The following is a 20,573-nucleotide window of genomic DNA, read 5'->3' as shown; positions in this document are numbered from 1 at the left end:
AAATCAGTATTTTTCAGTTACGAATAAAGTGGGCGTAACGATATTTACTTGGTGAACAACCTTTATGCTTTACAAAGGCATGACTAAAAGCGCTTTGATTAGAGAAGCCTGTTTGCTGTGCAATATCACCAATACTTAAATTACTTTTTATAAGTAATAGCTTGGCATAATCAATACGCTTTTCAATAATGTACTGATGAGGGCTTTGTCCAAATTCTTGCTTAAAAATGGCATAAAATTGACTCTCACCGAGAAAAACAGTGCTTGCCAACTGAGCAACTGTGATCTTAGTTCCGATATGCTGCGTTATAAAATTGTCGATCACATCTGCATTTAGGCGATTTTGTTTTCGTTTAGCATTTTCATCAATTAAATGACGGTGTAATAAGGCAATAATGGTGTCGCTACACGCCCTACTCAAAAGATGATCATCAAGATTAGCTTGTATTTCACAAACTAGTAGCTGGATTAAGTTTTGAATTTGCGCATCAAGTTGATAATAACCAGAATTAACAAATAAGGAATTAACGCGGGAAGCAAGCTCTTCATCTTGAAAATATTGAGGAAAATTAAGTACTAAGATTTCTGATTGATACAAACTTGAAAAAGAATGGTGCTGATGAGAAGGGATAACACCAACTCTACCGGAGGAAATTACGCTGCTTTCGCCATTAATCTCAAATTCAGATTGTCCCTTTAATCCAATTACTAATTGATGATGCTCGTGTGCATGTAACTCTCTTTCTTCCGGCAGCATGATAATTTGTGCCGGTGAAATCCAATCCAAAACCATGAGAAATCCATTTATATACTGTTTATTTTCGTATTAAGAGTGTAACGAAGATCATAATAACAATCTATTCTGAATTCACTATCGAAAGCATGATCAGGTTTATCTATAATACAGCTTATGTAAACTCAATTAATCACTTTAATAAAAAATGACATTACAAATATAAAAATCATTACTTTTCATGCAATTAACGACCAACCTCACCTTTAAGAAAATGATATCCCATTTTTAACCTTGATCATGCTTCTAATATTCCAAAACGATGATCAAGAAAAATCTCACCTATCTCTTTTTATGATACGAACATCTGGTATAAAAATTGCTTTAATAATTAGTGTTAAAATTATGAATAACTGATACTCATCTGCTTAGATTTTTATTATTAATGGTCTAAGCAGATCAGTATCGATATACGATTAACCGTCATGGATGTGCTCTGAGCTAAGTAACCATATGCTCAGCCTGTTAGCTATGCAGATACCGTTAATTCACTAATTTCCGAATGAAAATTTATTTATGTCTAATATTAAAAGCAGAAAAATTATGAACCGTAAAGGACTACCCGCTCTAGCACTACTGTTATCGCCGGCACTTTTTACCTCTGTTGCGCTTGCTAATACTGACACTCAATCTACTGCTCCTGCGGTTGATTCTGTTGCTTCAATTGATGCCAAGCTAACAAATAAACGCAGTGAAGTTAAGCAACTAGAAAACACAGTAGCCAACAACCAGAATCAATTGCGTGATTTACGTAACCAAAGCGACGCTTTAGATAAAAAAGCAGGTCAATTAGATGCTAAACGTAAACTTGCTCAACGTAACTTGGATGATCAATACAACCGCATGATTGATGATCCTGATCTTGATATCACACCTTTTCAAAAACAGTATCAAGACTCTTGGAAAGAAGTAAAAGAAAACCAAGTTGCTAAACTAGCGATTCAACAAGATATTCAAGAACAAAGTCGCGTACTTAAAGAAAGCAGCACAAAAAAACAACGCTCTCTAGATGAACTGGAAATTCTAGGTGAATCTCGTCAAGAAGCTCGTGTTCTTCGCCTACAAGAAGAATTAGCAGCACAAGATACTCTGGATGTTGTTCACACTATTACTTGTAAGATGTCCATGACATTAAACGCTTGTGCAAGCCAAGGCAAAACGCTAAGCATGCAAAAAGCGGTTAATAACTTCCAACAACAGTTGATCAACGGTTTCACTGAAATGGATACTGTAAAACAACATGTTGATAATGTGTCATTAAATATTCACGTATTAGATAGCGCTATCATTGACAGCGGCTTTAATGGCAGCAACCGCTACACCACTAAACTTCAGGCGTCTCTACGCGCTCGACCAAATTCAACGGCAGCATGTCAACTGCTTGGTTTAGAAAATCGCTATTGTATCGAGCAAGGCACAACTCAAGCCTCTAATGATAAAATCAAAAAAGAGAAAAAATGGGTTGCTATCACTATTCGCTCCAATCGTCATGACGACAATGTAACGGTTAACGGCGTTAACTACGGCAGCACACCTGTTGATGTAATGCTTCCTGCTGGTCAGCACCAAGTAACTGTTGAAAAATCAGGGTTCGAACCATATAGCCGCCAAATGACTTTATCTAAAGACATGACCGTTTGGGCTGAACTTAAAACTCAAGAGAACCGCCCAAAGCCTGGAAAGAAATTTGCAGATCTTCTAACTAATAATCAACAAGCACCACAAATGGTTGTTATTGGTTCTGGTAATTATCATATCGGTGAAAATGCCAAGCAAGACATTAACATTTCAAAAGCATACTCAATTGCAGCGACTCCTGTTACCGTAAATCAATTTAATGCATTTGTTGCGAGCACTGGCTACATCACTGAAGCCGAGAAAGGCGCAGGCTGTAATGCTATCAATGACGGTGAAACGAAACGTCATCAAAACCAAAACTGGCGTAAACCGGGCTTTGAGCAATCAAAAAATGCACCTGCGGTATGTATATCTAAAGTAGATGCAGAAACTTATGCGCATTGGTTAACAAAGCAAACTGGTTTTACTTATGCATTACCCTCTGAAGCACAATGGGAGGTGGCTGCTCGCGCAGGTAGTAAAGATGCTTACTGGTGGGGCTCAGACATTGGCTCTGGTAACGCAAATACTGGCTGGGGCGGTTCTTCTTGGGCAAACAAATCTACCTCTCCTGTAGCTAGTTTTGGTGCTAACCCTTATGGTATTTATGATACAGCGGGAAACGTTTGGGAATGGACAAGCACAAAATCTGGCGTTGTTCGCGGTGGAGCATGGAACTTTGCACCAACCAAAGCAAAAGTGTATGAATCACTGGAACTATCACCATCAACAAGTGCTAACTACACAGGTTTCCGTATAGTTCGTTCTTTGTAGATAACTTAAAATAAGAATATAAAGCCGCTGATTAACAGTAATGCCACTCGCTTAAGGGCGAGTGGCATTACATAATGAACACCGTTTTTTTAACCTCCATACTTTAAATTTTTATTCCGTCATTGCAAAATGAGCATTTATTTTATCTTGGAGATTTAAATGAAAAAAATAATTTTGAGCTTTTTACTGATCGCTTTTGTTTTACCTTCCCACGCTGATGAATTATCTAAGGATATTTTTAATAAAATCAATGAGCGTATGAGTTTTATGTCTGACGTGGCTATATACAAAGCTAACCACCATCTTCCCATTGAAGATCTGGAAAGGGAGGAGTTAGTGTTAAAAAAATCAGCATCTACAAGTCAGAAGTTTGGCCTGGAAGTTAAAAGCTCTCAAATGTTTCTAAGCTCCCTGATTTCATCAGCAAAAGCAATTCAATATCGAGTTAGAGCGGACTTACTAAGCGGCTCTAACAATCAAAAGGCGCTCATTGCTAGAGACCTAAAGGCGGTAGTTCGTCCTGAGTTATTAAGACTTGGATATGAAATTAATGAAAGTATTTATGAATATTTAAGTTCTGGTCAAACTTTTTCTGATAGCCAATACGAATATTTTCAACAGTCAGTGACAAACCCACACCTAAAAGAAAGTGATAAACTGATGATCTTTGAAGCATTAAAACAGGTTAAGTTAAAGGTCTAGGGAATTTAACGTAACTACACTTTATGCGAAGTTGTACGCGTCTAGTCGCCAGCAAAGAGGTTCCATTAATTCTTTTTTCGGTTCTATACAGTTTTTTCTTTTTGGTACTGTAGTTTAAGTTTGTATATTTTATTATATTATTACGGAGTAATCTATATTTTTAAGTGACACTTTCGTTGCCACTAAAGGATAAATACGCCATAATTGTGACACTTTCATCCGGAAAAGTGACAACTTTAAAAAATCATAAACTCAGCGTCCATGGAAAACATTGCTGAGGTAATACTAAAATAAGCCTTCAATAAAGAGAAAGCCGATGATTAGAATAAAGCATGATATAGGACACTACAAATTTAATAATTCTATTTAGAATCCTCTCTATTCTTGCGATAATCAATCTATCAGCCATCCACTAAGATCACTAATGCAAGAATCTTTAGATATCAGTTGGACATTAATGGGGCTCTTCAGTCTTACGTTACTTATCCCATTTACGATTAATCGCCTCTACCAGCTAGATCTTGCTAAAGAGGTGGCAGTAAGTGTGATCCGGATGATCGTACAATTGGCATTTATTGGTTTATATCTAGAATTTGTATTTCAATTAAACAGCCCATTATTAAACACACTATGGATTGTATTAATGATAACTATTGGCTCTAGCTCTATTATCGCAAAATCCAAACTACCAAAGAAACGATTATTTATTCCCGTTGCAACTGGCTTATTAGTAGGGTTATTGCCCTTGGTTATATTATTAAGTGCGGTGATCATTCAACCAACACCACTATACAGCGCTCAATATGTAATTCCTTTAGCTGGAATGCTGTTGGGCAATAGCTTAAGCGGTAATATCGTCGCACTACAAAATCTATTTACTGCATTTAAAGAGCGTGAAAGTGAATATCACGCTGCAATTGCTCTTGGTGCCTCACCTCACTATGCCACCATTCCTTTTGTCCGTGCTGCAATGCAAAAAGCTTTTGCCCCTATCATGGCATCAATGGCCACCACTGGATTAGTTACCCTTCCTGGCATGATGACTGGTCAGATTTTAGGTGGCGTTAATCCTATGGTCGCCATCAAATATCAGTTACTTATTTTGACCGCTATTTTTGTTATGCTAACGATATCAGTCACCATCACGTTACAACTGACCCTCAAACAAAATATCTCAAAAGAAGGGAAGGTATTGGTACGTTTTATTAATTAAAGCTCAATGAAGGAACTATCTTAAAATGGAATATTCAACTCTCGGTAGTAGTAACCTTTCTGTTTCTCGTATTTGCTTAGGTAGCATGACTTGGGGGCAACAAAATTCTCAAGAAGATGCCAATCAGCAAATTGACTACGCACTTAGCCAAGGCATTAATTTTATCGATACCGCTGAGATGTATGCGGTTCCACCTTCCCCTGATACCTATGGAAAAACAGAAACTATTATTGGTAACTGGCTTGCTGCAAACCCTAAACGCCGTAAAGAGATTATTCTGGCTTCAAAAATTGCAGGTCCAGGTTTACCTTGGGTTCGTAATGCAGGTCCAATTACTGGTGAAGCGGTTATTACTGCGGTTGATGCGTCACTTGCACGTTTACAAACGGATTATATTGACCTATACCAACTGCATTGGCCAAATCGTACTTCTCCTCATTTTGGTAAGCACTTCCCTAATCAATTCAAATTCAATGATTTTGATGCAAAGAAAGAAGAAACAAATATGCTTGAGATCTTACAAGCATTAGATACCTGTATAAAAGTAGGAAAGATCCGCCATATCGGGTTATCAGATGATACACCTTGGGGCATTAACACTTATCTTAAACTGAGTGCTAAATACGATTTGCCAAAAATAATATCAATTCAAAATGAATTCAGTTTATTACACGCGAAAAATTGGCCATATTTAATTGAGAATTGTATTCATGAAGACGTTGCTTATTTACCTTGGTCGCCATTAGCCGGGGGAATGTTAAGTGGTAAATATCTGGATGGAAAAATGCCTGAAGGAAGTCGCTGGACCTATTCACAACGTAATGGAATATTCCGAGACACTCCTGCAGCAAACGAAGCGGTCAAAGCTTATATTGAGGTTGCAGAAAAACACGGTTACACACCTTGTCAGCTTGCACTAGCATGGTGTGACCAAGTGGATGGCGTTACATCAACCATTATTGGCGCTACTTCTCTAGAACAATTAAAAGAAGATATTGAAGCGTTTTCTAAACCGTTGAGTGAAGAAGTATTAGCTGATGTTAATACGGTCTTTAGAAAATATCCTATGCCATTTTAAATTTAATTAAGGCTCTACATTCACAATAAAAAATGGCGCACAAATTAATCTGTATGCCATTTTTTTCTCAATCAAGACCTTTTTATTTTGCTTCTAAGGACAATAATACGCTACTCGTGTCTTGCTCAATATCAAATCGACTGTCCAATAAGAACACTCGTGATGCATCGACTTTTACCACGTCAACTAAATAAGCCTTTACAGCTTGAGCTCGTTGCTGAGCTAATTGCCCTAAATCACCTTTCTTCACATCTTGCTTATTGAGCACCAAATTATATAAGGCAATATGCCAACGTTTCGCTAACTCCTCATCAGTTAACTCTACGCCTTTTTCATCTTGCTCATTTTCGATTTTATCTTCTACTGTACTCGCTTTTTCACCAAATTCAGTTTGATAAAGTTCTTGCAATGAATCAGATAATTGTCCGGAAATTGGCATAGTACTCGCACTTAAATTCACTGGTAATTCAGCGACTGTTATGTGTGCAGAATCAGCTAAAAGTTGATTAAATTGCACAAGAGCTAATGCCTTACTGTCTTCAGGAGCATTAACAGCACCATCGACCGTTAGCTTTAATTTAGGACGAGTTTCTAGCGCAGATCCAAGCGTTTTTAACTTTTCTTGCTCTTCAGCCGTTAATGTATTGGCACCAAAATCAAAAGCGATAATATTCAATTCCTCATCTGAGCCAGCAAGACCAGCAATAAAAGAAAATGGCGCAGTCACGGCTTTAGTTATGATATTAGAAATCGTACTCCAAATAACGGCACCAAGGCTAAATTCAGGATCGTTTACATCCCCAGACACTTCAACACCTAAGTCAATTACCCCGTTATTATCTTGCAATAAGGCAATAGCCAACTCTAACGGCAGTGAGGTTGCGACATCACTGTCACTGGCTTTACCTAATTGCAGTTGGTCAATAATGACATGGTTTTCGCCTTTTAATTGATTCTTCTTTAGTTGATAATTAAGCGCTAACGTTAATTGTCCTTTATCAATGTAATGACCCGCGTACGTACCTGAATAAGGGTTTACCGTAGTTAGCTCAACACTTTTAAAGATTACATCGAGATCTAAATAAGGCTCTTTAAGTAATGGGTTGATTTCACCCTTCACTTTTACTGGGGCATACTTTTCAATATTGCCGCTGATATCAACCGTTGCTTTTGTACCCGGAATACTAGACACATGACCAATATTGCCTTTTAGCTGTTCAATTCCTGATGAAAAGTTAGGAGTTAATGAGTTATCTGCAAAGAACGCCGAACCATTATTAAACGCAATTTTTCTTACTCTCAGATCAAACGGTTTTTCATTCTTTTTCTTCGATGACGTTTTAGTTTTTTTTGATTTTGGTTGAGGAACGATTAAATCGCCAATATTAGTACTACGATCTTCATTTATCACAACTCGAGCATAAGGTTGGTTTAAACTTAATGTATCAATGTTTAATTTCGATTTCTGTAAATCAAAATTAAACTTATTCACAGCCAGCGAACGCCACTTAACAAATGGCTTTCTTAGCTTGTTATCTCTAATTGAAAGATGATTGACTTGCAGACCACCACTAACTTCAACGCTACCTTCTGCGTTAGCATTCAATTTAGCTTGTGTATTCACTTCACCTTTGGTTAAGGTCGTATTAACCGCTGTTGCCAAGTAGGGCTGGAACTGAGCTAACTTCAATGATTTTACATCAATGTTGGCTAATACTGCTTGTTGCTTAGCATCAGCCTGACCTTTAACACTAATATCACCTTTACCATTTATAGAGGTAAAGAAATCAAAATCAATCGGTTTAGATAAATCACTTACAATCTGACTTGTGGTTAAATTAATTGGAGAGATCTGCCATTGATTGGCTTTTTTAGTAACGACTTTCTCTTCAACGTTTAATTGGTAATCTTTTATTTCTACCCCATCAAGAGTGACTAACCACGCAGGTGAATTACTCTCAGGTTCTGGTTTTGTTGGTGTGACTTCTTTTTTCTCTTTTGGCGCCTCTGACTCTTGAGAAATAAATGTAGGCGTGAATAAGGTCACTAAATCAGCGCCTTTATCGTCTACTTTCGCTGATACATTCAGTCCTTGAGAGGTAATAGAAGCAATATTGACGGTCTGATTTTCAACATTAGTCGCAATATTATTCACTGAAAGATTTGGTAACGATACGATAGATTTATCTTTTGCATTAAAATTCAAACCATTAAGCGAGAACATTCCTTTTGCGGTTGAGATACTCATGGAATCATCCGTTTCTGTTTCACCAATCGTTTGCACAATATGATAATTTGATGAGAAGCTCACTTCACCCGACGTTAGTTTTGCGATGATGTCTTTTTCAATGAATCCCCATAAACGTGGTAATTGAATATGCTGAACATCAATATCACCGACAACTTCTAATGGCTTTAATTGCACTTGGCCCGTCAATTCAACCGTACCAGAATCTACATCAGTAATATGTAAGCGGTAATCGTTCTTTTTCTCTGCATCCGTAAGCAAGCTTTGAGTCGAAAACTCACCAAGCGTGATATTAATATTTGGGTAAGCAAGCTGAGTTCCTGTGACTCCATCCAATAATCGAATATCACCTTGAGTTAATGCGGTGTGTTTAATCAATACTGGAAATAACGGGGCTTTTCTATCAATGACTTCATCAGTCTTTAGTTCTGGCTCTTCTGTCGTCACCGTATTACGAGCAACAGCATCGATAATATCACTAAAATTAAACAGCAAATCATTCGTATTATTTAAACGTTCGAGATTAATGTAAGGCTTATTAAGAGAAATATATTCAACCGAAATAGCGGCATTAAAAATCGATTGCCAAAAATTAACCTGAACGCTGGCATGTTCAAATTGAACAAAAGGCTTCGTATCTTCTAAAATAGCGAATTGGTGAACATCAAGCTGCAGTGTAAAAGGGTTGATAGTAATATCAGTTAACATAACAGGACGTTCAATCAAGGCTGATAATTGCTCGGGAATTTGTTGCTTCGCAATGTAAGGAACAAGTAGCCCTAATAAAGCAGCGTAAAAAAGGTATGCACTTAACGTGTAAGTACTCCAGCGAACGTATCTAGGAAAAGCACGAAACTTTACAACGGCGGCTTTAAATTTGTTCGACATTATGACTATCTACTCCTACGTCTATATCGACAATAATATGATACTCATCTGGATAACTCTCGTTTAAGAAATCTATTCAGATAAGTATGACTCTCTGGCTAATTTTGAAGAATGCTCATCAATGCCATGACTACAATAGTTGTTACTTTTTGTCTGTCGACATTAAGTAATGCGCAAAATTTTATCCCTCCCGCATTGGTATGTCTACCACTCTTACCCTATCAGCTCGCAAAACTTTAATATATCTGGTTTGGAATAAAGATCACGACAATTCATGAGTAAATAATACTCGTATTCTTGTTTCTAGGAACAATTTAGAAAGCATGGCATTATCTTTCGATAATCAAAAATACACTCATAGCTAGGACGGTTTATGAATAAAATTCATCTTATTGGTTCATTAATTCTAGGGCTTTGCTCTGCATCTGCGATAGCGGAAGTTTCAAACGTTACACCATCACAATGCCAAGTAATGACAAATAAGAATGTCATAACACCAAAAGCACCAATACAATGTAATCGTCTAAAGAATGTCACATTTAAGCATTATGACTTTAAAGGAAAAACAGCAACAGGTCAGATCGTTGTTTTAGATGCCGTGGCTCCATATGTTGATCACATTTTTACTGAGTTATACCAACAACGCTTTCCTATCGCTCAAGCAAAACCAATCGAAAACTATTCTGGTGACGATATCAAATCGATGGATGCTAATAACACTTCTGCATTCAACTATCGCCCTATTACTGGTAAATCTTCTCTTTCATTACACGCTTATGGTGTAGCCGTCGATATCAACCCATTACAAAACCCATTTGTTGAATTTACCTCTTGGGGAACCGCTACATTTAAGCCACTTAAAGGTCATGAATATTCAAACCGAATGTTACAGCGCTTAGGTAAAGAAGACAGAAAGGGATTTGCAGAGGAAGTAATAAATATCTTTGCTAAAAACGGATTCATTTATTGGGGTGGCTACTGGGATACGCCGATTGATTTCCAGCACTTTCAAACCAGCCGAGACATGGCGTATTTGATGACAGCAATGCCAACTAAAGAGGCATCAACGTTTTTTACGAACTACGCTAATTGGGTTCAATCATGTCAGCAGAATTACGGTACTGAACGTATGAATGAATTCAAAGATTACACGTCATATTTACAGGCCGAATTAAAAACAACGACGTCTTTGAATCGACTGTATAAAGCCAACCCTAATGCTGTTATGCAAGCGATAAACAAGAAAGCACAAGTAGCACAAGCTCGCTGTTTTAAACCCTGAATCCTGAATCCTGAATCCTGAATCCTGAATCCTGAAAAGCATAAACCCGTTGAACTCTCATTCAACGGGTTTATATTATTTACTTAACTCTAAGAACCCTTATTTGTTTAAACGATTCGCAGTCCAAACATAAAGCAATTCTAAAGCAATTGTCGCACCTGCTAGTGCAGTGATATCACTTTGGTCATACGCAGGTGATACTTCGACCACATCCATACCAACCATGTTTATACCTTGTAAACCACGGATGATCTTTAAGATCTTATCTGAGTTCAAGCCACCACACACAGGTGTTCCTGTGCCCGGTGCAAATGCAGGATCAAGACAATCAATATCAAACGTTAGGTAAACTGGCTTATCGCCAACAATACCTTTCACTTGCTCGATGATTACATCAACACTCATGTCATTCGCTTGCATCGCGTTAATAACATTAAAGCCATGATCTTTTTGATCATACTCAGTACGAATGCCAATTTGCACTGAATGCTCAGGTGAAATTAACCCTTCGTTTGGTGCATGATAGAACATAGTACCGTGATCGTAACGGCTACCATGACTATAGGTATCCGTATGAGCATCAAAATGAATCAATGCCATTTCACCGTATTTTTTAGCATAAGAGCGAAGTAATGGAAGCGTGATAAAGTGATCGCCACCTAAGCCTAATAACGTCTTACCGCTATCTAAAATCGCATCAGCAGCCGCTTCTAAGCGCACAGTAAAGTCTTCTGCATCACCGGTATCAAACACTAGATCGCCCGAATCGATCACTTTAGTGTGTTCAAATACATTGAAATCCCATGGGAATTTTTTGCCTTCCCACGCAAGATTCACAGACGCACGACGGATCGCATCAGGACCTAAACGAGCACCCGGACGACCTGAAGTAGCCATATCTAACGGTGCACCTAAAACAACAATGTCTGCATCATTATCGATTGGGTTTTGTACCAATGGACGACGCATAAATGTCATTGCATTTGAGTACAATGAATAATCTTTTTTAGTGAATAAATCGTTCATTAAAAATCTTCCAAATAAGTGTAACCCATCAAGCCTTGCTCTAACTCTTCAAGCACACTTTGTTGTTCTTCTGCTGACACTTTAGCCATGACCATGTCTTTGTAGTTTTGGCGGATCAAATCTACATCAATATGCACGTAACGCATCATATCTTCAACGGTATCGCCTTCATTAATGTAGTCAATATTTGCAGCACCATGTTCATCAACATTAACCACCACACTGTGGGTATCACCAAATAGGTTATGCATATCACCCAAAATTTCTTGATATGCTCCCACTAAGAAAAAGCCCATTAAATAAGGTTCATCTGGGTTCCACGCTGGTACTGGTAACGTAGTTTCAATGCCTTGACCATCAACGTATTGATCAATCGTGCCGTCGGAATCACACGTAATATCCAGTACTACCGCTCGGTGTTCGTCCGCATTGGCTAATCCACTTAATGGCAATACAGGGAAAACTTGATCAATACCCCATGCATCAGGCAATGACTGGAATAGTGAGAAGTTAACAAAGAACTTGTCAGCTAAACGCTCACTCAACTCATCTAAAATTGGGCGGTGGTAGCGGTTCTTCGTACACATTTTCACACTAAGTTCATAGTTAATGCGTAATGACATTTGCTCAGCCCACGCCCGGTGTTGGAGATTAATCATCCCCGTAGCAAACTGATTATGCGCTTCTGAAATATCACTCTGTGTATCGTTATAAATCTCAATTAACGCGCGGTCATCGCTACCATTCTCTAGTTGCTCTAGATTACGCCACATATTGTGTAACAATAGAGGGGCATCACCATGAGGCGCTTCTATTGCTTCTGGTGTATAACTTTCTGTACCGATAACGTTAGTAATTAAGACTGCGTGATGCGCCGTCAATGAACGACCCGATTCAGAAATAATCACTGGCATTGGTTGTGAATACAACTGACAGATATCACCAATGGTCATTACAATATTACGTGCGTATTCAGCCAAACCGTAGTTCATTGAGTTAGACGATTGACTACGCGTACCATCGTAATCGACAGCTAAGCCGCCGCCCACATCTAAGTATTTTAGTTTTGCGCCAATATCACGTAATTCACAATAAAAACGAGCCGCTTCACTTACACCATTACGCACATCACGAATGTTTGCCATTTGTGAACCAAGGTGGAAATGCACAAGCTCTAGAATATCCAATTGGTCTTCTGCTTTTAAACGCTCAATTACTGTTAGTACTTGAGAGGCAGATAAGCCAAATTTAGATTTTTCGCCACCACTTGCTTGCCATTTACCCGCCCCTTGCGATGCAAGACGAATACGTAGGCCTAACCTTGGTGTTACTCCTAATGCTTTTGCTTCAGATAACACCAAATCTAATTCTGATAATTTTTCTAATACAATGAAAACACTGTGACCCAGCTTCTCACCGATAAGCGCAAGACGTACGTATTCACGGTCTTTATAACCGTTACATACAATCACAGAGCTTGCTTTTTGAGCAAGTGCTAAAACAGCCAATAGCTCTGGTTTACTGCCCGCTTCTAAGCCAAGTTGTTTCTGTTCTAATTGCGCTTGGCTTGCCAAGATCTCATCAACCACTTCTTTTTGTTGGTTTACCTTAATTGGGTACACTAACAAATAGTGGTTTTCATACTGATATTCGTCAATCGCTTGGTTAAATGCATTACAAATACTATGCACACGCTGATGTACGATTTGAGGAAAACGAACCAACGCAGGCAATCCAATATTTCGCTGCTCTAACTGATTCACAATATGACTTAATGGGACTTGATGATCTGCCTCACTACGTGGTGATACATACACTTCACCATTATCATCAATACCGTAAAAACCTTGGCTCCAATGCTTTACATTATACTCAGCACGGATGCGTTCCAAATTAACCGAATGTTCCAAATCTAGAGACCTCACACAATAGGGCCATCAACAGAAAATACCTCGTTGGAATATCGAGGCATAACCCAACAAACATCGCAATCTAGCGAAGTGTTGACGGCATTAACTAACATAATTAAAAGGTAGTCCAATAATGAATATTTATCGTGATAATCAAAAAAACTTGTCGATAAATGTGATCTTTATTATGCGATTTTATCACTTCATTTTCGCTCTAATCAGCGTCACAAATAGAAGCAAACTGTAACCGTTTATATCTGCCTCTTGTTTCTCTCTCATTACCCAGTAAAATCCCTCTCAACATTTGCTGTAATTAATATGTTTTATGCCAAAATTGAATCTGCACCGCCGTGACTATGTATCTATCTTAGGAGGCGATATCTCCGCAGATAAATTAGAGCAATCGCTCAATCCTCATTTTGAAAAACCAACCAATAAAATCACTCCTAGCCCTTATCTAACAGAAAAGAACATTACTCGCCGTTGGGATAAACTAGCAAAGCCCGAGCTACAATCAGAATTACTCGATCCGCACACTCAAGCCCAAAGCTATGTGTACGAAAAGAATATCGAACATTTTATTGGCACGGTGAAATTACCAGTAGGTCTTGCTGGCCCATTACGTGTGAATGGATTATTTGCCAATGATGATTACTTAGTACCTCTTGCAACTACAGAAGCGGCTTTAGTGGCCTCTTATAATCGAGGGGCACAACTGCTAACGGCAAGTGGGGGCGCAAGTGCCATGCTATTAAATGAAGGGGTTACTCGCACGCCTGCGTTTGCGTTCTATGGTTTAGCTGAAGCCGGACAGTTTGTTGCATGGGCTGTTACTCAATACGACACGTTCAAGCAACTGGCAGAATCCACCACATCACATGGGAAACTCAGCGACATTAATATCAGTATTGAAGGCAATCACGTTTACTTAGTTTTTGAATTTTTAACCGGTGATGCTTCTGGCCAGAACATGGTAACCATTGCCACCAATGCCGTGTTTAGCTATATCATGGAGAACTCTCCAATTACTCCAGAAAATGCCTATTTAGATGGCAATTTATCAGGGGACAAAAAAGCAAGCAGCCAAACTCTACGCAGTGTTCGCGGCAAAAAAGTCACTGCCGAAGCGCATATTCCCGCTGAGTTAGTGAAAAAATACTTACACACTACTCCTGAAAAAATGATGCAATTTACTCAAATGAGTACGGTTGGTGCAACGCTCAGTGGAACTATCGGTATTAATGCGCATTATGCCAATGCCCTTGCGGCACTTTATATCGCTTGCGGGCAAGACGCTGCATGTGTGGCTGAATCTGCTATTGGTATGACACGAATTGAAGTGGATAAAAATGGCGACTTGTACGCTAGTGTAACCTTGCCAAACTTAATGCTGGGTACGGTTGGCGGTGGAACTGGATTACCAAGCCAAAAAGCCTGTTTAGAATTGATGGGACTGTACGGTGCAGGCAAATCGCAAGCGTTAGCGGAAGTGTGTGCTGCTCTATGTTTGGCAGGTGAGTTATCGATTGTCGGTGCGTTTTGCGCAGGGCACTTCTCTCGTGCGCATCATAAATTAGCGCGCTAATTAATAGATTGGACTATCCAATATCAGTTAACTAACGCGACAATTAATTATTGCTCAACAAAGATAAGTTCATTTGTTTTAAAACCGAATGATTGAGCCGTTGATACAAAACGCTCAATCACTTCTTGGTCAACTTCTTTTGTTCGAGAGAGTAGCCATAAATAATCAAGATCAGGGCCTGATACAAACGCATATTGGTAATTTTCTTTATCTAATTCAAACACCACATATGAACCGTAGAAAGGGCCAAAAAACGATACTTTAAGATAACCTTGATCTTCTGCACCAATGAATTTAGCTTTCCCTTCTGCTTCATTCCACTCTTGGTCTTCTTTTGAATAGCCTCGGTTAATGACTTTAACACTTCCGTCTTCATTAACGCTGTACTCGGCGCTGACTTTACTCAACCCTTCTTCAAAAGAATGATTTAATCGCGCCACTTCATACCATTTTCCTAAATAGCGATTTAACTCAAACCCTGATACGGGTTCAACGCCCTTTGGCATCCCTAAGCAGCCGCTTAGCATTAATAATACTGTTCCTATGAAACCTATTTTTGTTATACGTTTTATCATCGTTAGTCCCCTTAACTTTATATTTTTAGTATTACGGCAGATTAGCGTAAAAAGATCACTTAGTTAATCAGTACATACATAAAAAACCAATGCTTCGTTGCCAGCACGTCAACCCTATTCTAAAAACTATAAAAAGCTCGGATATGTTATTCATTACACCACAAGGCTTAATGGACAATTTAGAGCCAGAAAAATACGCGCTAATCAAAGTAGAGGGTGATTTAAAACGACATGAAATAAAAATAACATTAGCCTATAACAGCCAATACATGAACTCGGCCAAATTTAATTGATTCGAAAAACTAATCGACAATATCTTACCACCTAAGATGACGAGACATTAATTATATACATTAAGAGTAATACATATATTACATACCACTTCTAAATGAACCATTATAACCATTTGGAATATTTATTATTCCTAAAGATTATGTGTTTTTCTTTATCATTAAAAAAGATAAATATGGAAAGGTTCCATATTTATTTAAGGATGGGGTTTTCTCATACTATTTTCAATCGATATAAGAGCACTTTCATGAAATCTATTTTTAACTACTCTTTAACTGCCTCTGCTATCCTTCTTAGTTTTAATGCCTTTTCTAGCGGACTATTTCTTCAAGAAGCCGTTGTGGCCAATGCAGGTACAACTGGCGCTGGTGATGCTGTTTACACTGAATCAGCAGCGGCAATGTGGGTAAACCCTGCAACGATGTCTTACATGGGGGAGAACAAAACAACAATCAATACCATGGCTTTTGATTTAGAAATGAAGTTCAATGATCAAAATGGTTCAGCAGATGGAAAAGCACATTCTATTTTACCTTCTGCTGGTGCGTTTCATGTTCAGCAAATTACGGACAAATTACATGTTGGTTTAGCTCTTGGGGCAATTGGAGGTTCAAGCCTTGATTATGGCAGTGAGTGGGCAGGAAGCCACTTATTAGAGGACATCAGCTTAACCGCCATGCAAATTAACCCTACACTAAGCTACAAAGTTAACGACCAATTATCACTTGGAGCTGGTTTACAATTAAGTTGGGCTTCTTTCGAACAATCGATGGGCGGTGGAATCACTGCAGAGCAAGACTCTGATTGGGCATATGGCTATAATCTTGGCGCTATGTACCAAGCATCAGAAAAACTGTCTGTTGGTCTTAGTTACCGCTCAAAGCTAGAACATGAATTTAAAAATGACTTGGCTAGAATAGATCAACAGCTGTCTAGTGAAATGATTATGCCTGACATTATTGATATAAGCTCAAGCTATGCATTAAATAAAGATCTAAACCTACTTACGAGCATACAATTCCATCGTTGGAGTCACTGGGATTCTACCGTTTTAAGTGTAAATTCAAATTTACCAAGTGTGGAAATCCAACGAGATTGGGATGATGTATGGAAATTTGCAATAGGTACAGATTATCGCTTAAATTCTGATTGGCGCTTAAAAGCTGGTTTCTCGCATGAAACGTCACCGCAAGATGATCCTTCTCTCCAATGGGTTGATTTACCCGTTGGCGAGCAATACCGATACTCAGTGGGGGCATCTACCTCATGGGATGACATCACGATGGACATGTTTTACGAATACGCAGACCTTGGGTCTGTAGATATGAACCGCCCTAACGTCAAAGTAAATGGTACTTTCGACGGCCGCATTCACTTTGTCGGTGTAAACTTTACCTTCTAAGGCAACCCCTTTAATTTAAGCAGTACAATACTAGTACTGCTCATTACCTTTCATGCCTTAACATTCCACGCATAGCATTCTATTCCTCAATAGGCACATAAAAATAAACAATCTAAGAAAATGCTATCAATACAAAAGTCAATAATCACTACTATCGTCCGTTGACATTCAATACATACTGAGCAAATCGTGAATATATTAATAGTAAGTAATTATTTTCTAATCAAAGAAGTAGCAAATAAAGTACTGCGTGAACTCAATGATGTACATGAAACAAAAACAATGAATGTGGCTAAGTTTCACAGCTTAACCACGAGAGACACGCATGACCTCCCCCTTCCAGACCTTGTTGTTTATGATCTTGATAGCGAAAAATACTCTATAAAAGATAAGATGCAATTTTTAAATAACAATTCATACTACCCCTTCTCAGAACAAAAAATTTCATCCTAATGGGATCATTTGAAAAATTAAGAGAAATAAAGCAATATAATACCTCGAATAAAACAATTTTAGAGAATCTATTCCAGTAAAAATGCTAAAAAATACAGTTAAAAAGAAGATTACTCTTTATCATACATAATAATAAATAAAGGCCAATTAATGCTTTTAAAAAATAAATTCTTTGTAGCTCTTACCGGTACAATTACGATCTATTCAATTCTCATATCTGTCGCCACCTATCAAATAATTGCAATCAATGAAAAAGAAATCACATCAGTCACAACAAACGTTGAAAACAAGTATATACACAGAAATGTGTCGCACTACGCAAACGATATGAGTAACCATTTAAATGTAAAATTAAAAGAAATAGAGCGCATCTCAAAAAAATACGCCACAATGCTAAAAAAAAACAGTCGTAATATCGAATATGTATTAAATAAATCAAATGAAGAACTTAGAAATTACTCTACATCAACATATTTAATGAATGATAAAATAATATTTAATAATAAAAATGATAAATTTACTATTAAACAATATAAAGTAAGTAATGGCTCTTACCTCACTTTTAAAACAAACATCACAAGGCTTGTCTATTCAATTTCAGAGAGCCAAACTAGAAATGACTTCATTTCATTAATTATTGATCAAGATATGAATGTCGTAACTAAAAATAAAAAAGCACAACAGTATCTATCAGAGTATAAAGAAAAATTAAGTGATATAACAAAAATAGAAGAATTAACATTTAATGAAATGATCACAATGAGAAACATCTCGACTAAAAAGGCTTGGGATTCAGAGATCCGATTAGGGAAAGAACTGTATATTGTTGCAACGCAACCTATAAATAATTATCCATGGAATGTAGCTGTGTTAATTAAGAAAAAAACAGCAAAAAGTTATAGCGAAGAAATAACAAATAAGATTCATAGTAACTCCAATGAATTTATAAAAAAAATAATAAGCTCTATTATAATGCTAACAATATTTACTCTATTTATATCAACACTAATTACTAATTATATTAAAGGCCCATTAATTTTATTTAGTCAATGGATAAGAGAAATACAAAATGGTAACTATGAATATAATAACCCTCTATTATATAGAAAAGATGAACTTGGAACACTCGCAAGAAATGTATCTTTAATGGCTCAACATATCTCTACTTTAGTTTATGATTTAGAAAAAAAATAGATGATAGAACTAATCGATTAAAAAAATCAAAAGAACTAGCAGAGTCAGCAAACATAAAAAAATCAAAATTCATAGCAAATATATCTCATGAACTTAGAACTCCGCTTAATGCTATTTTAGGTCTTAGTTTATATCTTATTGAGAAAGAAGATGATGAAGAAAAAAAGAAAACATTAAATACATTATATAAAGCAGGAGAAGGTTTATTAGAGATGGTAAATGATATTTTAGATCTAAGTAAAATTGAAGCGAATAAAACAATAACCAATAATGAACCAAACTCTATAGATAATATAATAACTAATATCATTGATATAATAAGTTTTCAATCTAACTCAAAGAATATAAATATTGATTATAAAGAAAACAAATTCAGCCATTTAAATATAGATAAGAAAAATCTAAATAAAATAGTAATGAATATTTTAAGTAATGCTATAAAGTTTACCGATAATGGTGGAAACATAAATATAAAAGTAAAATATCTTAATTCCACTAATCTATCGACTGATTTAATGCTAGAGTTTACAGACAACGGTAGAGGGATCGAAAAAAAAGACATCGAACGAATTTTTAATCCTTTTGAACAAATATATGATAAAGATAAAGATCAAGGAACAGGATTAGGCTTATTTATTACAAAAAAAATAATCGAGGATATGAACGGAAATATATCGATCGAAAGTGAAGTTGGTACTGGAACTTCAATTTATATTACCTTAAAAGATATAGAAGTTATAAAAAGTAAAATAGTAAATAAGTATCACCACATGAGAAGAGAGATTCACGAGTTAAAATCAAAAAAATACATTGCTATTGTTGATGATATTGCATTCAACCGTGAGGTGTTAAAGAAAAAATTAGAACCTTATGATTTTAACATTATAGAGGGCAGTAATGGTAAAGACATTCTCGATAAATTGAATGAAAAACGGCTTCCTGATGTCATTTTTACTGATATAAAAATGCCAGTAATGGATGGGATTGAATTATCTAGAATAATAAAAGATTTAGAAAAAACCAAGCATATCCCTGTAATCGCAATTACGGCCCAAGGAATGCTCGATGAAGAAACTGAAATCAAAAAATATTGCGATGGTTATTTAACCAAACCTATCGATAATGAAAGTCTAGATCTTATAATATCTCATTTATTTAAATCATAATCAGTTGATAGAAAGAGAGAATTTACCCTACTCTCTTCCTATCTTAAACGTATTTAGAGCGACAAAAATACCAAATAAATACGGTAATCGGAGCGCTCACCAAGCCATCTACTGCATAATGCCAACCGAGTAAAAATGAACCAATATAAATAATTAAGGTGAAACCCCAAAAAGCAAACCCTAGTTTTTTATTCAATGAACTGACACCTAGTGCCATAAGCACTGACATCGAGACATGCATGCTTGGCATCGCCGAAATACCACTTCCTAGCATCTCTTTACCAGTAGAATAAGACGCCCATAAATTATCTTGAGTATTTAAGGACCAAATTAAAAGACTTGGAACATGTTGTTGTATCCATGCATCTTGTTGATG

Annotated in this window: 16 protein-coding genes and 1 pseudogene; 11 read left to right on the top strand and 6 right to left on the bottom strand. The window is 37.0% G+C overall.

Going from position 1 to position 20,573, the window contains the following annotated elements; genetic code table 11:
* Positions 1-13 precede the first annotated feature (13 nt).
* Positions 14-793 carry a helix-turn-helix transcriptional regulator gene (locus tag BTO22_RS12155; protein WP_105055748.1) on the bottom strand — a complete coding sequence of 260 codons (780 nt, stop codon included), beginning with the start codon at positions 791-793 and terminating at the stop codon, positions 14-16.
* A gap of 516 nt (positions 794-1,309) precedes the next feature.
* On the opposite strand from BTO22_RS12155, the gene BTO22_RS12150 reads away from it, so the two are divergent.
* The 4 genes from BTO22_RS12150 to BTO22_RS12135 all read left to right on the top strand — a co-directional run bounded on the left by BTO22_RS12150 (position 1,310) and on the right by BTO22_RS12135 (position 6,177).
* On the top strand, positions 1,310-3,184 hold the full coding sequence (locus BTO22_RS12150; protein ID WP_105055747.1) for an SUMF1/EgtB/PvdO family nonheme iron enzyme: 1,875 nt from the start codon (positions 1,310-1,312) through the stop codon (positions 3,182-3,184).
* A 159-nt stretch (positions 3,185-3,343) separates the two neighbouring features.
* On the top strand, positions 3,344-3,886 hold the full coding sequence (locus BTO22_RS12145) for a chorismate mutase (protein ID WP_105055746.1): 543 nt from the start codon (positions 3,344-3,346) through the stop codon (positions 3,884-3,886).
* A 424-nt stretch (positions 3,887-4,310) separates the two neighbouring features.
* Positions 4,311-5,099, top strand: a complete 789-nt coding sequence (locus tag BTO22_RS12140) for an ABC transporter permease (protein WP_105055745.1) — start codon at positions 4,311-4,313, stop codon at positions 5,097-5,099.
* 25 nt (positions 5,100-5,124) lie between these two features.
* Positions 5,125-6,177 (top strand): aldo/keto reductase, encoded by a 1,053-nt coding sequence (locus BTO22_RS12135; RefSeq protein WP_105055744.1) that lies wholly within the window; start codon positions 5,125-5,127, stop codon positions 6,175-6,177.
* An 82-nt stretch (positions 6,178-6,259) separates the two neighbouring features.
* Here BTO22_RS12135 and BTO22_RS12130 read toward each other — a convergent pair whose 3' ends face one another.
* The gene (locus tag BTO22_RS12130; RefSeq protein ID WP_105055743.1) at positions 6,260-9,313 is read right to left on the bottom strand and encodes a DUF748 domain-containing protein; all 3,054 of its coding nucleotides are present in this window, start codon (positions 9,311-9,313) and stop codon (positions 6,260-6,262) included.
* A 373-nt stretch (positions 9,314-9,686) separates the two neighbouring features.
* Between BTO22_RS12130 and BTO22_RS12125 the strand changes: the two genes are divergently transcribed.
* Complete coding sequence (locus BTO22_RS12125) at positions 9,687-10,595, top strand: M15 family metallopeptidase (protein WP_105055742.1); 909 nt, start codon at positions 9,687-9,689, stop codon at positions 10,593-10,595.
* Positions 10,596-10,694: 99 nt separating this feature from the next.
* Here the strand turns inward: BTO22_RS12125 and speB are convergent, their stop codons facing one another.
* Together speB and speA are read right to left on the bottom strand one after the other, a co-directional pair.
* Complete coding sequence (gene speB, locus BTO22_RS12120; protein WP_105055741.1) at positions 10,695-11,621, bottom strand: agmatinase; 927 nt, start codon at positions 11,619-11,621, stop codon at positions 10,695-10,697.
* Entirely contained in the window at positions 11,621-13,513 is a 1,893-nt protein-coding gene (gene speA, locus BTO22_RS12115; RefSeq protein WP_374954021.1) for an arginine decarboxylase, read from the bottom strand. The genes speB and speA overlap by 1 nt, the downstream gene beginning before the upstream one ends.
* Positions 13,514-13,856: 343 nt before the next feature.
* Here speA and BTO22_RS12110 point away from each other — a divergent pair, with 343 nt between their 5' ends.
* Complete coding sequence (locus BTO22_RS12110) at positions 13,857-15,116, top strand: hydroxymethylglutaryl-CoA reductase (RefSeq protein WP_105055739.1); 1,260 nt, start codon at positions 13,857-13,859, stop codon at positions 15,114-15,116.
* A 47-nt stretch (positions 15,117-15,163) separates the two neighbouring features.
* Here BTO22_RS12110 and BTO22_RS12105 read toward each other — a convergent pair whose 3' ends face one another.
* The gene (locus BTO22_RS12105) at positions 15,164-15,691 is read right to left on the bottom strand and encodes a lipocalin family protein (RefSeq protein WP_105055738.1); all 528 of its coding nucleotides are present in this window, start codon (positions 15,689-15,691) and stop codon (positions 15,164-15,166) included.
* A 538-nt stretch (positions 15,692-16,229) separates the two neighbouring features.
* On the opposite strand from BTO22_RS12105, the gene BTO22_RS12100 reads away from it, so the two are divergent.
* The 5 genes and pseudogenes from BTO22_RS12100 to BTO22_RS20205 all read left to right on the top strand — a co-directional run bounded on the left by BTO22_RS12100 (position 16,230) and on the right by BTO22_RS20205 (position 20,197).
* Positions 16,230-17,384 (top strand): OmpP1/FadL family transporter, encoded by a 1,155-nt coding sequence (locus BTO22_RS12100; protein ID WP_105055737.1) that lies wholly within the window; start codon positions 16,230-16,232, stop codon positions 17,382-17,384.
* Positions 17,385-17,573: 189 nt separating this feature from the next.
* Complete coding sequence (locus BTO22_RS12095) at positions 17,574-17,837, top strand: hypothetical protein (protein WP_258132581.1); 264 nt, start codon at positions 17,574-17,576, stop codon at positions 17,835-17,837.
* Positions 17,838-17,987: 150 nt separating this feature from the next.
* Positions 17,988-19,031 (top strand): HAMP domain-containing protein, encoded by a 1,044-nt coding sequence (locus BTO22_RS20215; protein WP_258132580.1) that lies wholly within the window; start codon positions 17,988-17,990, stop codon positions 19,029-19,031.
* Positions 19,028-19,222: pseudogene (locus BTO22_RS20340) on the top strand (histidine kinase dimerization/phospho-acceptor domain-containing protein); the annotation flags it as partial. The gene BTO22_RS20215 and the pseudogene BTO22_RS20340, both read left to right, overlap by 4 nt.
* 21 nt (positions 19,223-19,243) lie before the next feature.
* On the top strand, positions 19,244-20,197 hold the full coding sequence (locus tag BTO22_RS20205; RefSeq protein ID WP_258132579.1) for an ATP-binding response regulator: 954 nt from the start codon (positions 19,244-19,246) through the stop codon (positions 20,195-20,197).
* Between the two features lie 43 nt (positions 20,198-20,240).
* Here the strand turns inward: BTO22_RS20205 and BTO22_RS12085 are convergent.
* Positions 20,241-20,573 (bottom strand): phosphatase PAP2 family protein (locus BTO22_RS12085; RefSeq protein WP_181044642.1); only part of this gene is annotated, 333 nt, incomplete at its 5' end.

Source organism: Aliivibrio sifiae (assembly GCF_002954705.1).
Lineage (GTDB): Bacteria > Pseudomonadota > Gammaproteobacteria > Enterobacterales > Vibrionaceae > Aliivibrio > Aliivibrio sifiae_A.
Note: the sequence above shows the minus strand (reverse complement) of the source record. Positions and strands in the feature narration are given on the sequence as shown.

Excerpts from the sequence above, each read along its gene's own strand:
- BTO22_RS12155 (WP_105055748.1), bottom strand. The coding sequence starts at position 793 with ATGGTTTTGGATTGGATTTCACCGGCACAAATTATCATGCTGCCGGAA.
- BTO22_RS12150 (WP_105055747.1), top strand. The coding sequence starts at position 1,310 with ATGTCTAATATTAAAAGCAGAAAAATTATGAACCGTAAAGGACTACCC.
- BTO22_RS12145 (WP_105055746.1), top strand. The coding sequence starts at position 3,344 with ATGAAAAAAATAATTTTGAGCTTTTTACTGATCGCTTTTGTTTTACCT.
- BTO22_RS12140 (WP_105055745.1), top strand. The coding sequence starts at position 4,311 with ATGCAAGAATCTTTAGATATCAGTTGGACATTAATGGGGCTCTTCAGT.
- BTO22_RS12135 (WP_105055744.1), top strand. The coding sequence starts at position 5,125 with ATGGAATATTCAACTCTCGGTAGTAGTAACCTTTCTGTTTCTCGTATT.
- BTO22_RS12130 (WP_105055743.1), bottom strand. The coding sequence starts at position 9,313 with ATGTCGAACAAATTTAAAGCCGCCGTTGTAAAGTTTCGTGCTTTTCCT.
- BTO22_RS12125 (WP_105055742.1), top strand. The coding sequence starts at position 9,687 with ATGAATAAAATTCATCTTATTGGTTCATTAATTCTAGGGCTTTGCTCT.
- speB (WP_105055741.1), bottom strand. The coding sequence starts at position 11,621 with ATGAACGATTTATTCACTAAAAAAGATTATTCATTGTACTCAAATGCA.
- BTO22_RS12110 (WP_105055739.1), top strand. The coding sequence starts at position 13,857 with ATGCCAAAATTGAATCTGCACCGCCGTGACTATGTATCTATCTTAGGA.
- BTO22_RS12105 (WP_105055738.1), bottom strand. The coding sequence starts at position 15,691 with ATGATAAAACGTATAACAAAAATAGGTTTCATAGGAACAGTATTATTA.
- BTO22_RS12100 (WP_105055737.1), top strand. The coding sequence starts at position 16,230 with ATGAAATCTATTTTTAACTACTCTTTAACTGCCTCTGCTATCCTTCTT.
- BTO22_RS20215 (WP_258132580.1), top strand. The coding sequence starts at position 17,988 with ATGCTTTTAAAAAATAAATTCTTTGTAGCTCTTACCGGTACAATTACG.
- BTO22_RS20205 (WP_258132579.1), top strand. The coding sequence starts at position 19,244 with ATGGTAAATGATATTTTAGATCTAAGTAAAATTGAAGCGAATAAAACA.